The sequence below is a fragment of the Streptomyces sp. NPDC056452 genome, from assembly GCF_042796085.1.
GTDB lineage: Bacteria > Actinomycetota > Actinomycetes > Streptomycetales > Streptomycetaceae > Streptomyces.
Map to the genome: position 1 here is coordinate 81,359 of NZ_JBHTRI010000015.1, position 14,189 is coordinate 95,547.

Genomic DNA, 14,189 nt, shown 5'->3' on the forward strand with positions numbered 1-14,189 from the left:
TTCGTACGTCCGTACGGGGCTTACTCGGCCGCCTTCTTCTTCTCCTCGGCGTCCTCGATCAGCGCCTCGGCGAGCTGCTGCATGGAGAGCCGGCGGTCCATCGACGTCTTCTGGATCCACCGGAACGCGGCGGGCTCGGAGAGGCCGTAGTCCGTCTGCAGGATGCTCTTCGCCCGGTCCACCAGCTTCCGGGTCTCCAGCCGCTGCGAGAGGTCGGCGACCTCGTTCTCCAGCGCCTTCAGCTCCGAGAAACGGGACACGGCCATCTCGATGGCCGGCACGACGTCGCTCTTGCTGAACGGCTTCACCAGGTACGCCATCGCACCGGCGTCCCTGGCCCGCTCGACGAGGTCGCGCTGCGAGAACGCGGTGAGCATCAGCACGGGGGCGATGGACTCCTCCGTGATCTTCTCGGCCGCGGAGATCCCGTCGAGGACGGGCATCTTCACGTCGAGGATGACCAGGTCCGGCTTGTGCTCCCGGGCGAGCTCGATGGCCTGCTGGCCGTCGCCGGCCTCACCGACGACCGAGTAGCCCTCCTCCTCCAGCATCTCCTTGAGGTCGAGACGGATGAGCGCCTCGTCCTCGGCGATGACGACACGGGTCGTCAGCGGCGGGACGTGCGACTTGTCGTCGTCGGCGGCGTCTACGGGCTGGGGCGACTCGGGGGTGGTCACGGGGCTCCTCGGTATGGGGCAGATACTGCTCCCACGAGCCTACCTACCTGCTGCGCCCGTTGGTCACCAGGTACACTTCTGACCGGCTACCAAGCCGGGTTGGCGCAACTGGCTGACGCGGAGGTCTCAAACACCTCTGTCCGCAAGGACATGTGGGTTCGAATCCCATACCCGGCACAGCACACAAAGCGGATGTTCACCTTCTCGTGAACATCCGCTTTTCGTTACACAGGGCGACTCGCAGCGACTCATGGTTGCCATATGAACCTCCATGGATCTGAAGTCCGGCACACGGCAGTCACACTGCTCAGGAACGGTGTCAGGAATGCCGATGTAGCCCGCAGGCTCGACATTCCCGCAGGCACCATCAGCTACTGGAAACACATGGACCGCGCCAAACGCGGCGAGTGTCCCGGCTCGCACGACCCCAAATGCCCACGCTGCGATCGCCGCGCACTGGACGAGTCCGCGTACGCATACCTGCTGGGTCTCTACCTGGGCGACGGACACGTCAGCCGCTACTCCGGTCACCGGGTCCCAAATCTCATGATCACGTGCGGCGACGGCTGGCCTGGTCTCATGGACGCCGCCGAGCAGGCACTGCGTAGCGTCTTCCCCGACAACAGGGTGTGCCGTGTGCGCAAGATCGGGTGCCACAACGTCAAGGTCTATTCCAAGCATCTTGAATGCCTCTTCCCCCAACACGGCCCCGGCAGGAAACACGAACGCCGCATCATCCTCGAACCCTGGCAGCAGGAAATCGTCGACGCGCACCCCTGGGACTTCATCCGCGGCCTCATCCACTCCGACGGCTGCCGGAACATGAACTGGACGACCCGGATGGTCGGCGGCGTACGGAAGCGGTACGAGTATCCGCGGTACTGGTTCACCAACGTCTCGGACGACATCCGGACGCTCTACACGGACACCCTCGACAAGCTCGGCATCGAGTGGACGCACTGCACCCGCGCGGGCAAGGAGTACAACATCTCCGTCGCCCGACGGGCATCCGTCGCGCTCATGGATGCTCACGTCGGGCCGAAATACTGAGCCGAGCCCGCCCCTACTTCGGGCTGTCGTCCTCGCCGATGTGGTGCACCCGCACCAGGTTGGTCGAGCCCGCGACTCCGGGCGGGGAGCCGGCCGTGATCACGACGACGTCCCCCTTCTGGCACCGCCCGATCCTCAGCAGTTCCTCGTCCACCTGCGCCACCATCGCGTCCGTCGAGTCCACGTGCGGCCCGAGGAACGTCTCCACACCCCACGTGAGGTTCAGCTGGGCGCGGGTGGCCTCGTCCGGGGTGAAGGCCAGGAGCGGGATCGGGGAGCGGTAGCGCGAGAGCCGCTTGACCGTGTCGCCGCTCTGGGTGAAGGCGACCAGGAACTTGGCGCCGAGGAAGTCGCCCATCTCGGCTGCCGCGCGGGCGACCGCGCCGCCCTGGGTGCGGGGCTTGTTGCGGTCGGTGAGGGGCGGGAGGCCCTTGGCGAGGATGTCCTCCTCGGCCGCTTCGACGATGCGGGCCATCGTGCGGACGGTCTCGACCGGGTACTTGCCGACGCTGGTCTCGCCGGAGAGCATCACCGCGTCCGTGCCGTCGATGACGGCGTTGGCGACGTCGGAGGCTTCGGCGCGGGTGGGGCGTGAGTTGTCGATCATCGAGTCGAGCATCTGGGTGGCGACGATGACCGGCTTGGCGTTGCGCTTGGCGAGTTTGATGGCGCGCTTCTGGACGATCGGGACCTGCTCCAGGGGCATTTCGACGCCGAGGTCTCCGCGGGCGACCATGATGCCGTCGAAGGCGGCGACGATGTCGTCGATGTTGTCGACGGCCTGGGGCTTTTCGACCTTGGCGATGACGGGGAGGCGGCGGTCCTCCTCGTCCATGATGCGGTGGACGTCGTCGATGTCGCGGCCGCTGCGTACGAAGGAGAGGGCGATGATGTCCGCGCCGGTGCGCAGGGCCCAGCGGAGGTCGTCGATGTCCTTTTCGGAGAGTGCGGGGACGGAGACGGCGACGCCGGGGAGGTTGAGTCCTTTGTGGTCGGAGACCATGCCGCCTTCGATGACGGTGGTGTGGACGCGGGGTCCGTCGACCTGGGTGACTTCGAGGGTGACGCGGCCGTCGTCGACGAGGATGCGTTCGCCTGTGGTGACGTCGGCGGCGAGGCCGTCGTAGGTGGTTCCGCAGGTGTGGCGGTCGCCTTCGACGGTTTCGACGGTGATGGTGAAGTCGTCGCCGCGTTCAAGGAGTACGGGGCCTTCGGTGAAGCGTCCGAGGCGGATCTTCGGGCCTTGAAGGTCGGCGAGGATTCCGACGCTGCGTCCGGTCTCTTCGGATGCTTTGCGTACGTGGTGGTATCGCTGTTCGTGTTCGGTGTAGGTGCCGTGGCTGAGGTTGAGGCGGGCAATGTCCATTCCCGCTTCGACGAGTGCCTTGATCTGCTCGTATGTGTCGGTTGCGGGTCCCAGGGTACAAACGATTTTCGCTCGGCGCATGGTTCGAGCCTAGACCTTACCTACGGGTAGGTAATTGTCTCTGCATGACTCCCCAACAACCTTTGGGTGAAAGCTTATTGACAAGTGTTGAATTGTGCAGCGGGTCGCTCTGATGAGCGTGTGGCGGGTGCGGTGTCGGGGGTGCGGGCGGGTCCGTGCGGGTGGGTGCGCCCCGTGGTCATCAGATCGAAACCTGCGTGGGGTGTTGCGGGGCACGGTGGCTGGGCCAGAATCTACGCGCGTTGTTCAATTGAACGAGGAGTCAGGAATGCCGTTGAACCGTAGGAACTTTCTGGGCCGGTCGGCTGCCGCGGGTGCGGGTGTGGCGCTGGCGGGCGGGGCCGTCGCCGGTCCTGCCGGGGCCGCGGAGTCGAAGGGGCACGGGCACGGCCGCCCGGCCAAGCGGTACTCGTTCACCGTGATGGGGACGACGGACCTGCACGGCAACGTCTTCAACTGGGACTACTTCACGGACAAGGAGTTCGACGACAAGGCGCACAACGATGTGGGCCTGGCGAAGATCTCGACGTTGGTGGAGCAGATCCGCGAGGAGCGCGGGTGCGGTAACACGCTGCTGATCGATGCTGGTGACACGATCCAGGGCACGCAGCTGTCGTACTACTACGCGAAGATCGATCCGATCACCGCGAAGCGTGGTCCGGTGCATCCGATGGCGCAGGCGATGAACAAGATCGGGTACGACGCCGCGGCGCTCGGGAACCATGAGTTCAATTACGGCATTCCGGTGCTGCGGAAGTTCGAGGAGCAGTGTGATTTCCCGCTGCTGGGTGCGAACGCGCTGGATGCGAAGACGTTGCGGCCGGCGTTCGCCCCGTATGTGATCAAGCGTTTGCGTACGCCGCACGGGCCTGATGTGCGGGTGGCGGTGCTGGGGTTGACGAATCCTGGTATCGCGATCTGGGACAAGGCGAATGTGGGCGGGAAGATGGTGTTCCCGGGGCTCGAGGAGCAGGCGGCGAAGTGGGTGCCGAAGCTTCGTTCGATGGGTGCGGATGTGGTGATCGTTTCGGCGCATTCGGGTTCGTCGGGTACGTCGTCGTACGGGGATCAGCTGCCGTACGTGGAGAACGCGGCGGGTCTGGTGGCGGAGCAGGTTCCGGGTATTGACGCGATCCTGGTGGGTCATGCGCACTCGGAGATTCCTGAGTACTTCGTGACGAACAAGGAGACGGGGAAGCAGGTCGTTCTTTCGGAGCCGTTGAAGTGGGGGCAGCGGTTGACGTTGTTCGACTTCGATCTGGTGTGGGAGAAGGGCCGCTGGACGGTGGAGAAGGTCGGCGCCGAGGTGCTGAACTCGAACACGGTGGCGGAGGATCCTCGGATCACGTCGTTGCTCGGGGATGAGCACACGAAGGTGGTGGCCTATGTGAATCAGGTCATCGGTTCGTCGGTGGCGGCGATGTCGACGGTGGAGGCTCCGTGGAAGGACGAGCCGATCATCGATCTGATCAACCAGGTGCAGGCGGACACGGTGAAGGCGGCGTTGGCTTCCGGCGAGTATGCGGCGTTGCCGGTGCTGTCGCAGGCGTCGTGCTTCTCGCGTACGGCGGGGATACCGGCCGGTCAGGTGACGATCAAGGATGCGGCGGGGCTGTATCCGTTCGAGAACACGCTTGAGGCGCGTCTGGTGACGGGTGCGCAGCTGAAGGATTATCTGGAGTATTCGGCGCGGTATTACGTGCAGACGGCTGCGGGTGGTCCTGTGGACACGTCGAAGCTGACGAATGCGGACGGTACGCCGGATTACAACTATGACGCGGTGTCGGGGGTGTCGTACGACATCGACATCGCGAAGCCTGCGGGTTCGCGGATTGTGGGGCTGTCGTTCGAGGGGCAGGCGGTTGATCCGGCTGCGCAGTTCGTACTGGCGGTGAACAACTACCGGGCGAGCGGTGGGGGTAATTTCCCGCATGTGCCGGGTGCGAAGCAGCTGTGGGCGAATTCGGACGAGATCCGGAACACGATCATCGGGTGGGTGCAGGCGAAGGGTTCGGTGGACCCGGCGGAGTTCGCTTCGGTGGGCTGGCGTCTGACGCGGGACGGTGTGCCGGTGTTCTGACCGGGTTCCTGGCCCGTGGTTCTGCGGGTGGGTGTGGGACGGCCGTTCTCCTTCGGGAGGGCGGCCGCCTTCGTGTGTCCGGGGGCGGCCGGGTTCAGGCGGTTGCGGGGGTCAGTGGCCCTGTACGAGGGGGGTGAGGGCGGGGCCCTGTTGGGGGATCTTCGGTGCGGGGTGGGGGGTGAGGCCGAAGGTGGTGAAGGCGGTGCGGTGCGGGAGGGGGTAGGGGGTGGTGCCTGTGAGGTCGTTGAGGATCGTGGCGCTGCGCCAGGCGGCGAGTCCGAGGTCGGGGGCGCCGACTCCGTGGGTGTGGCGTTCGGCGTTCTGTACGTAGATGTGGCCGGTGATGGCGGGGTCGAGGCCGAGGCGGTAGGTGTCGTCGATGTGGGGGCGTTGGGAGGCGTCGCGGTGGATGTGGGGGGTGAGGCCGGTGAGGAGGGTGTCGAGGGGGCGTTCGCGGTAGCCGGTGGCGAGGACGACGGCGTCGGTGGTGAGTCTGGTGCGGGTGTGTTGCTGGGTGTGTTCGAGGTGGAGTTCGATGCGGGTGCCGGAGAGTCGGCCGGCGGTGCGTACGTGGACGCCGGGGGTGAGGGTGGCGTCGGGCCAGCCGCCGTGGAGGGTGCGCCGGTAGAGCTCGTCGTGGATGGCGGTGATGGTGTCGGTGTCGATGCCTTTGTGGAGTTGCCATTGGCTGGGGACGAGTGTGTCGCGTACGGCTTCGGGGAGTGCGTGGAAGTAGCGGGTGTAGTCGGGGGTGAAGTGTTCGAGGCCGAGTTTTGAGTACTCCATGGGGGCGAAGGCCTGGGTGCGGGCGAGCCAGTGGAGTTTTTCGGTTCCTCGGGGGCGGGCGCGGAGGAGGTCGAGGAAGATTTCGGCTCCGGACTGGCCGGATCCGATGACGGTGACGTGGTCGGCGGCGAGGAGTTTCTGTCGGTGGTGGAGGTAGTCGGCGGAGTGGATGACGGGGATGTTGGGGGCTTCGGCGAGTGGGCGCAGGGGTTCGGGGATGAAGGGTTCGGTGCCGACGCCGAGGGCGATGTGGCGGGTGTGGGCGCGGCCGAGTGCTTCTGCTTCGCCGTCGTTGTCGAGTTGGGTGTAGTCGACTTCGAAGAGGGCTTGGTCGGGGTTCCAGCGGATGGCGTCGACCTGGTGGCTGAAGTGGAGTGCGGGGAGTTGTTCGCTGACCCATCGGCAGTAGGCGTCGTATTCGGTGCGTTGGATGTGGAAGCGCTCGGCGAAGTAGAAGGGGTAGAGGCGGTTCTGGGTGCGGAGGTAGTTGAGGAAGGTCCAGGGGTTGGTGGGGTCGGCGAGGGTGACGAGGTCGGCGAGGAAGGGGACTTGGAGGGTGGCGCCGTCGATGAGGAGGCCGGGGTGCCAGTGGAAGCGGGGGCGTTGTTCGTAGAAGGCGGTGGTGGGGCTGGGGTGGTCGGGGGTGGTGGGGATGGTGTGGGCGAGGGCGGCGAGGGAGAGGTTGAAGGGGCCGATGCCGATGCCGATGAGGTCGTGCGGCTGGTCGGGGGTGGGCCGGTCTGTCATCGGGGGGTGCTGCCTTCCGTGAGGCCGGTGACGGCGTGGGTGACGAGGTCGGTGAGCTGGTGGAGGTCGTCGGGGGTGGTGTGGGGGTTGAGGAGGGTGGCTTTGAGCCAGAGGCGGTTGTCGGCGTGGGCGCGGCCGAGTACGGCGTGGCCGTGGGTGAGGAGGGTGCGGCGGATGGTGGCGACGGTGGTGTCGTCGGCGTCGGTGGGGCGGAAGAGGACGGTGCTGATGGTGGGGCGGGCGTAGAGGTCGAGGTGGGGGGTTGCGGTGACGATGTCGGCGAGGTGGTGGGCGGCGGCGAGAGTGCGGTCGATGAGGTCGGCGAGTCCGTCGCGGCCGAGTGCTTGGAGGGTGACGGCGATCTTGAGGGCGTCGGGGCGTCGGGTGGTGCGCAGGGAGCGGCCGAGGAGGTCGGGGAGGCCTGCGTCGGTGTCGTCGTCGGCGTTGAGGTAGGCGGCTCGGTGGTGGAGGGCGTCGAGGTCGTGGTGGTGGGGGACGGCGAGGATGCCGGCTGATGCGGGTTGCCAGCCGAGCTTGTGCAGGTCGAGGGTGACGCTGTGGGCGCGGTGGAGGCTGTGGACGAGGTGGCGGTGGGTGGGGCTGAGGAGGAGCGGTCCGCCGTAGGCGGCGTCGATGTGGAGTTCGGCGCCGTGGGCTGTCGTGAGGTCGGCGATGGCGTCGAGGGGGTCGATCTGGCCGGTGTCGGTGGTGCCGGCGGTGGCGGTGACGAGGAGTGGGCCCGGGTGGCGGGTGAGGGCGTCTTCGAGGGAGGGGAGGTCCATGACGCCGGTGGGGGCGGGGATGACGATGGGGGCGGGGAGGCCGAGGAGCCAGGCGGCGCGGGTGATGCTGTGGTGGGCGTTGGCGGCGCAGATGGTCTGTACGGGGCCGTGGCGTTCGCGGGCGAGGAGGAGTGCGAGTTGGTTGGCTTCGGTGCCGCCGGTGGTGATGAGGGCGTCGGGGTGGGGGGTGTGGGGGTAGATCTCGGCGGCGAGTGTGCTGGTGAGGGTGGCTTCGAGGGCTGAGGCGGCGGGGGCCTGGTCCCAGGAGTCCATGGAGGGGTTGAGTGCGGATGCGGCGAGGTCGGCTGCTGCTGCGACGGCGAGGGGCGGGGTGTGCAGGTGGGCGGCGCAGTGGGGGTGTGCGGGGTCTGCGGCGCCTTCGGTGAGTGCGGTGACGAGGGTGCGCAGGGCGTGGTGGGCGCCGGTGCCGTGGTCGGGGATGAGTGGGCCGGTGGTGTGGTGGGTGTGGTGGGTGACGGTGTCGGGGCCGCCGGCGGGGAGGGGGCCGTTGCGGTGGGCCGCGCCGTCGTGGAGTGCGGTGAGCACGGTGTCGAGGAGGGGGCGCAGGTGGGTGGGGCCTGCGGTGCCTCCGGCGAGGGGCGGGATGGGCATGGTCGGTGTGGTCCTTCGGGTGCGCGGGGGCGGACGTACCAGCTTGTCCGGGTTTCTGGAACCCCGGCCGAAGAGACCAACGATCTGACCCCGAAAGGGGTATTGCCCTGTGGTGTGGGTGGGGTGTGCGGGGTGGGGCTGCTATAGGAGTGCGTTGTTCGCATGACTGTGCCCGGCCCCTGTTGGTTCGGGGGCCGGGCACGGGTGGTGGTGGGTCAGTGGGCGCTGCGTACGGAGAGGGCGCGGCGCAGGTCGTCGAGCTGGTCGGTGAGTTTGCGGCGGAGGGCGGGGATGAGGGCCTTGTCGTCGAGGGCGTCGGTGCCGAGGCGGAGGCTGTCGGTGTCGACGTGGTGGACGGGGAAGGCGTGGCGGCCGGCTGCTTCGGCGATGGCGGGGCCGCGGCGTACGGCGAGTGCGGTGGCGTCGGGGTAGTAGCGGGCGACGTATTCCTGGAGGAGTTCGCCCTGTTCGGGTTGCCAGAAGCCTTGGGCGGTGGCGGTGAAGAGGTAGTTGGACAGGGTGTCGTCGGTGAACATGGCGTGCCAGGCGGCGGTTTTGGCTTCGGGGGTGGGGAGGGCGGCGCGGCAGCGGGCGGCGCCTTCCTGGCCGGTGGCGCTGGGGTCCTGGGCGAGTTCGGTGTCGATGGCGGTTTCGTCGGTGGCGCCGAGGACGGCGAGGCGGGTGAGGATGCGCCAGCGCAGTTCGGGGTCGAGTTCGGGTCCGCCGGGGACGGTGCCGTCGGCCAGCCAGTCCTGGATGGTGTCGGGCTGGGTGGCGGCGTCGATGAAGTGGCGTACGGCGGTGAGGCGGAGGCCGGGGTCGGCGCCGGCGGGCGGGGTGGCGTCGGGGTGGTGTTCCCAGTCCTTGGCGGTGAGGCCTTCGGTGCGGCGGAGCAGGTCGCGGCAGAGGGAGGTGAGGGTGGCGAGTGCGGCGGGGCGGTCGTGGGGGGTGAGGTAGCGGTCGGCGATCTGGGTGGCGGCGAAGCCGAGGACGCCGTTGACGAGGGCGAGGTCGGTTTCGTGGGGGAGGTGGGTGCGGGCGGTGGTGAGGTAGGTGGTGGGGTGGAGTTCGCCGTCGCGGACCATGTCGCGTGCGGTGTTCCAGATGAGGGCGCGGGTGAGGGCGTCGGGGATGCCGGAGAGGCTGCCGAGGACGGTGTCCCAGGATGCGGGGTCGAGGCGGATCTTGGCGTAGGTGAGGTCGTTGTCGTTGAGGACGACGAGGGCGGGGCGTTGGCCGGGCAGGGTGGTGGGTTCGCCGGTCTGGGGGATGTCGAGGTCGAAGCGGTCGCGCAGGACAAGTTCGGCGGCGCCGGACCGGGTGTCGAGGGTGTGGTCGTAGGCGCCGACGGCGATGCGGTGGGGGCGGTTGCCGTGGTGGTCGACGGTGAGGGTCCAGGCGCGTTCGGTGTCTTCGACGTGGGCGGTGAGGGTGTCGATGCCGGTGGTGCGGAGCCAGGTGTCGGCCCAGGCGTGGACGTCGCGGTCGGTGGCGGATGCGAGGTTGTCGATGAAGTCGGCGAGGGTGGCGTTGGCGAATTTGTGCCGGGCGAAGTGGGTGTTGATTCCGGCGAGGAAGTCCTTTTCGCCGAGCCAGGTGACGAGTTGGCGCAGGGCGGAGGCGCCCTTGGCGTAGGAGATGCCGTCGAAGTTGAGCAGGGCGGACGCGGTGTCGGGGACGGCGTCCGGGTCGGGTGCGACGGGGTGGGTGGAGGGGCGTTGGTCCGCGTCGTAGCCCCAGCCCTTGCGGGCGACGCCGAAGTCGACCCAGGTGTCGGTGAAGCGGGTGGCTTCGGTGAGGGTCTGGTAGCCCATGTATTCGGCGAAGGACTCGTTGAGCCAGATGTCGTCCCACCAGGTGAGGGTGACGAGGTCGCCGAACCACATGTGGGCCATTTCGTGGGCGATGACCATGGCGCGGGTCTGGCGTTCGGCGTCGGTGACCGCGGAGCGGTAGATGAATTCGTCGCGGAAGGTGACGAGTCCGGGGTTCTCCATGGCGCCGGCGTTGAATTCGGGGACGAAGGCCTGGTCGTAGGAGTCGAAGGGGTAGGGCTCGTCGAACTTCTCGTGGTAGCGGTCGTAGCAGTCGCGGGTGATGGAGAGGATCTCGTCGGCGTCCGCGTCGAGGTGGGGTGCGAGGGAGCGGCGGCAGTGGATGCCGAAGGGCAGGCCGGCGTGTTCGGTGGTCACGGTGTGCCAGGGGCCTGCGGCGACGGCGACGAGGTAGGTGGAGATCGGCGGGGTGGGGGCGATGCTCCAGCGGCCTCGGGTGGTCTGGTGGGCGGTGCCGTTTCCGAGGACGGTCCAGTTCTCGGGTGCGGCGACGGTGATGTCGAAGACGGATTTGAGGTCGGGTTGGTCGAAGGCGGCGAAGACGCGTTGGACGTCTTCCATGAAGAGCTGGGTGTAGACGTAGGTTTCGCCGTCGGCGGGGTCGGTGAAGCGGTGCATGCCTTCGCCGGTGCGGGAGTAGCGCATGGTGGCGTCGATGCGCAGTTCGTGGGTTCCCGCGGTGAGCCGGTCGAGGGGGTAGCGGTTCTCGGTGAGGCGTTCGGGGTCCAGGGGCTGTCCGTCGAGGCTGAGCGAGCGCAGTGTGTGGGGCTTGACCTCGACGAAGGTGTCTCCGGCCGCGTGGGCGGTGAACTGGATGACGGTACGGGAGTCGAAGGTGTCCTCGCCTGTGGTGAGGTCGAGGTCGACCGTGTACCGGTGTACGTCGAGGATCTGGGCTCGGGTCTGCGCTTCGTTGCGCGTCAGTACGGACATGCCGCCCATGCTGCCGTACGGCCCGTGCGGCTTGCAGTGGGGTTCTCGCAGGGCTGACGGCGGGGTGTCAGAGGCTGGGGGCCGGGGTTTCCCCGGCTGATTCCTCCGCGATGCGTTCGTGGTGCCGGATGACTTCGGCCACGATGAAGTTCAGGAGTTTCTCGGCGAACGCGGGGTCGAGTTTGGCGCTCTCGGCGAGTTGCCGCAGCCGGGCGATCTGGCGGCCTTCGCGGGCGGGGTCGGCGGGCGGCAGGTGGTGTTCGGCCTTGAGGTGGCCGACCTGCTGGGTGGCTTTGAACCGTTCGGCGAGCATGTGGACGACTGCGGCGTCGATGTTGTCGATGCTTTCGCGCAGCCGGTTCAGTTCGGCGCGTACGGACTCGTCGATGTCGCTCGTGGTCATGGGCAACGAGCTTAGACGCACCTACTGGGCGGTGATCGTGGGTGGGTGGTCCGGGTCGGGAATCCGGTCGCTCCAGCCGCCGGGGACGCTGCGGCCCTGTTGTTCGCGGAAGCGGACGGGGGCTGTGCCGACGCGGCGGGCGAAGAGGCGGGAGAAGTAGGCGGGGTCGTCGTATCCGACGCGGCGGGCGACGGCGGCGACGGGCAGGTCGGTGGCGGCGAGGAGTTCCTTGGCGCGGCCGAGCCGGATGGTCAGCAGGTAGTCCTTGGGGCTGCATCCCGCTCCGCGTCGTACCGCGGTGCGCAGTTCGGCGGGTGTCATGCCGTGCCGGGCGGCGTGTTCGGCGACGGAGAGTGGCTGGAAGGCGTCGCGTGCCAGGGCCTGGAGTACCGGGGAGCCGTCGGGGCCGATGTCTGCGCGGGCTCGGCGCAGGGCGACGAGGAGTTCGTGGACGGCGGCGCCCGTCTCGACTTCGAGCAGGGGGTTGCCGCGGCGTGCGGCGCGGACGATGCGGCCGATGGCGGCGCGTGGTCCCGCGGTGTCGGAGAGCGGGACGAGGGGGCGGTCCGCTTCGATGTAGCCGAGTTCGGTGTAGGTGGTGGTGGCGGGTCCGGTGAAGTCGACGAAGCTTTCGTCCCAGCCGGTGGGGTCGGCGCCGTAGTGGTGCGGGGTGCCTGGGGTGAGCCAGATGAGGCTGGGTGCTTTGACGGTGTGGCGTCGGCCGTCCGTTCCGCTGTACCAGCCGCTGCCCGAGGTGATGACGACGGCGACGTGGTGGTCGAGGGTGCGTGGGCCGACGGTGGGCAGGGCGCCGTGCTGCAGACCGACGCCGAGGCAGGCCAGTCCCAGGCGGTGGTGCAGTGCGCTGGGTGTGAAGAAGCGCATCCAGGTGTGGTACATCGGCTCTCCACCTCCCTGTCGGGTGTTGTGTCCAAACAGCAGTGATCTTTCTCCATGGACCGGCCGGGCGCCAGAGGCCGAAGCTGGTGGCCGGCGAGGATCCGCATACAGGAGCGTACGAGCACCATGATTGATTTCACCGTGGGGGACGACCATTTCCGGCTGGACGGGGAGCCGGTGCGGCTGTTGTCGGGGGCGTTGCACTATTTCCGGGTGCATGAGGCGCAGTGGGATCACCGGCTGTCGATGCTGCGGGCGATGGGCCTCAACTGTGTCGAGACGTATGTGCCGTGGAATCTCCATGAGCCGCGTCCCGGGGAGTTCCGTGATGTGGGGGCGCTGGGCCGGTTCCTGGACGCGGTGGACCGGGCGGGGCTGATGGCGATCGTGCGTCCGGGACCGTACATCTGTGCCGAGTGGGAGAACGGTGGGCTGCCGGTCTGGGTGACGGGGCGGTTCGGCCGGCGGGTGCGGACGCGGGATGCGCAGTACACGGCGGTGGTGGAGCGCTGGTTCGGGGAGCTGCTTCCGCAGGTGGTGCGGCGCCAGGTCAACCGCGGCGGTCCGGTGATCATGGTGCAGGCGGAGAACGAGTACGGGAGTTACGGTTCGGACCGGGTGCATCTGGAGGAGCTGGCGGGGCTGCTGCGCCGGTGCGGGGTGACGGTGCCGCTGTTCACTTCCGACGGGCCCGAGGACCACATGCTGACGGGCGGTTCGGTGCCGGGTCTGCTGGCTACGGGGAATTTCGGTTCGGGGGCGCGTGAAGCGTTCGAGGTGATGCGCCGGCACCGGCGGCGGGGGCCGCTGATGTGCATGGAGTTCTGGTGCGGCTGGTTCGATCACTGGGGTGCCGAGCCTGTCGTGCGGGATCCGGCGGAGACCGCGGAGGCGCTGCGCGAGATCCTGGAGTGCGGTGCTTCGGTCAATATCTATATGGCGCACGGCGGTACGAATTTCGCGGGCTGGGCGGGTGCCAATCGTGGTGGTCCGTTGCAGGACCAGGAGTTCTTGCCGACGGTGACGTCGTACGACTACGACGCACCGGTCGATGAGTACGGGCGGCCCACGGAGAAGTTCCGGCTGTTGCGGGAGGTGCTGGCCGAGTATGCGGACGGTCCTCTTCCGGAGTTGCCGCCGGAGCCGGTGGGGCTGCCCGGTCCGGTGCGGGTCGAGCTGACGCAGGGGGTCGCGCTGGCCGGGGTGCTGGAGGGGCTGGGCGATCCGGAGACGGCCGAGTCGGGTGTTCCGCCGACGTTCGAGGATCTCGGTGTGGACCGGGGCCTGGTGCGTTACCGGGTGGGCGTTCCGGGGCCGCGGCAGCCGTATCCGCTGGGTGCGGTGGGTCTGCGGGACCGGGCGGTGGTGTACGTGGACGGGGTGCGGGCGGGGGTGCTCACGGAGGAGCGCCCCGTGCTGGACGAGCCGGTCGCGGGGCCCGCGGAGGTCGAGCTGTGGGTCGAGTCGCTGGGCCGGGTGAACTACGGTCCGCGGCTGGGTGAGCGGAAGGGCATCACGGTCGGCGTGGTCCACGAGCGGCAGTATCTGCACGGGGTACGGGCCCGGGCGCTGCGGCTGGACGCGTTCGACGATGCGGGTGCGGTGGCCGCGCTGCGGTTCGGAAGTGTCGGGGAGACCGGACGGACGGGTCTGTTCCGGGGGCTCTTCGAGGTGACGGGCGCGGCGGGGACCGGTCATGCGGGGCTCGAACTGCCGGGCTGGACACGGGGGTTCGTGTGGGTGAACGGCTTCTGCCTGGGGCGCTACTGGTCGGCGGGGCCGCAGCGGACGCTGTACGTTCCGGGGCCGGTGCTCCGCGAGGGCGCCAACGAGGTGTGGGTGCTGGAGCTGGAGGACGCCGGGGAGCCGTTCGTGGAGCTGGGCCCGGGGGTACCCGTCAGGACGGGTACCCCCGGGGACGGTCGGCGGTGACTGCG

10 protein-coding genes and 1 tRNA gene are annotated in these 14,189 nt (G+C 68.3%); 4 read left to right on the forward strand and 7 right to left on the reverse strand.

Annotated features, from left to right (window positions below; genetic code table 11):
• Positions 1-20: 20 nt before the first annotated feature.
• On the reverse strand, positions 21-677 hold the full coding sequence (locus tag ACFQ6X_RS17100; protein ID WP_329212156.1) for a response regulator: 657 nt from the start codon (positions 675-677) through the stop codon (positions 21-23).
• A gap of 93 nt (positions 678-770) precedes the next feature.
• On the opposite strand from ACFQ6X_RS17100, the gene ACFQ6X_RS17105 reads away from it, so the two are divergent.
• Together ACFQ6X_RS17105 and ACFQ6X_RS17110 are read left to right on the forward strand one after the other, a co-directional pair.
• Positions 771-854, forward strand: a tRNA-Leu gene (locus ACFQ6X_RS17105).
• Between the two features lie 84 nt (positions 855-938).
• A complete protein-coding gene (locus ACFQ6X_RS17110; RefSeq protein WP_351177092.1) occupies positions 939-1,727 on the forward strand; it encodes a helix-turn-helix domain-containing protein in 789 nt (262 codons plus the stop codon).
• A 13-nt stretch (positions 1,728-1,740) separates the two neighbouring features.
• Here the strand turns inward: ACFQ6X_RS17110 and pyk are convergent, their stop codons facing one another.
• On the reverse strand, positions 1,741-3,174 hold the full coding sequence (gene pyk / locus ACFQ6X_RS17115; RefSeq protein ID WP_351177095.1) for a pyruvate kinase: 1,434 nt from the start codon (positions 3,172-3,174) through the stop codon (positions 1,741-1,743).
• Positions 3,175-3,442: 268 nt separating this feature from the next.
• Here pyk and ACFQ6X_RS17120 point away from each other — a divergent pair, with 268 nt between their 5' ends.
• A complete protein-coding gene (locus tag ACFQ6X_RS17120; protein ID WP_383182208.1) occupies positions 3,443-5,254 on the forward strand; it encodes a bifunctional metallophosphatase/5'-nucleotidase in 1,812 nt (603 codons plus the stop codon).
• 111 nt (positions 5,255-5,365) lie between these two features.
• Here ACFQ6X_RS17120 and ACFQ6X_RS17125 read toward each other — a convergent pair whose 3' ends face one another.
• The 5 genes from ACFQ6X_RS17125 to ACFQ6X_RS17145 all read right to left on the reverse strand — a co-directional run bounded on the left by ACFQ6X_RS17125 (position 5,366) and on the right by ACFQ6X_RS17145 (position 12,252).
• A complete protein-coding gene (locus ACFQ6X_RS17125) occupies positions 5,366-6,787 on the reverse strand; it encodes a lysine N(6)-hydroxylase/L-ornithine N(5)-oxygenase family protein (protein ID WP_383182210.1) in 1,422 nt (473 codons plus the stop codon).
• Positions 6,784-8,181 carry a pyridoxal phosphate-dependent decarboxylase family protein gene (locus tag ACFQ6X_RS17130; protein WP_383182212.1) on the reverse strand — a complete coding sequence of 466 codons (1,398 nt, stop codon included), beginning with the start codon at positions 8,179-8,181 and terminating at the stop codon, positions 6,784-6,786. The genes ACFQ6X_RS17125 and ACFQ6X_RS17130 overlap by 4 nt, the downstream gene beginning before the upstream one ends.
• Positions 8,182-8,396: 215 nt before the next feature.
• On the reverse strand, positions 8,397-10,949 hold the full coding sequence (pepN, locus tag ACFQ6X_RS17135) for an aminopeptidase N (RefSeq protein WP_383182214.1): 2,553 nt from the start codon (positions 10,947-10,949) through the stop codon (positions 8,397-8,399).
• A 67-nt stretch (positions 10,950-11,016) separates the two neighbouring features.
• Positions 11,017-11,352, reverse strand: coding sequence for a chorismate mutase (locus ACFQ6X_RS17140; RefSeq protein ID WP_351177110.1), 336 nt, complete (start codon positions 11,350-11,352; stop codon positions 11,017-11,019).
• A 21-nt stretch (positions 11,353-11,373) separates the two neighbouring features.
• Positions 11,374-12,252: a helix-turn-helix domain-containing protein gene (locus tag ACFQ6X_RS17145; protein WP_383182216.1), complete on the reverse strand. Its 879-nt coding sequence runs from the start codon at positions 12,250-12,252 to the stop codon at positions 11,374-11,376.
• A gap of 126 nt (positions 12,253-12,378) precedes the next feature.
• Here ACFQ6X_RS17145 and ACFQ6X_RS17150 point away from each other — a divergent pair, with 126 nt between their 5' ends.
• Complete coding sequence (locus ACFQ6X_RS17150; protein WP_383182218.1) at positions 12,379-14,184, forward strand: beta-galactosidase family protein; 1,806 nt, start codon at positions 12,379-12,381, stop codon at positions 14,182-14,184.
• The last annotated feature ends 5 nt before the right edge of the window (positions 14,185-14,189 follow it).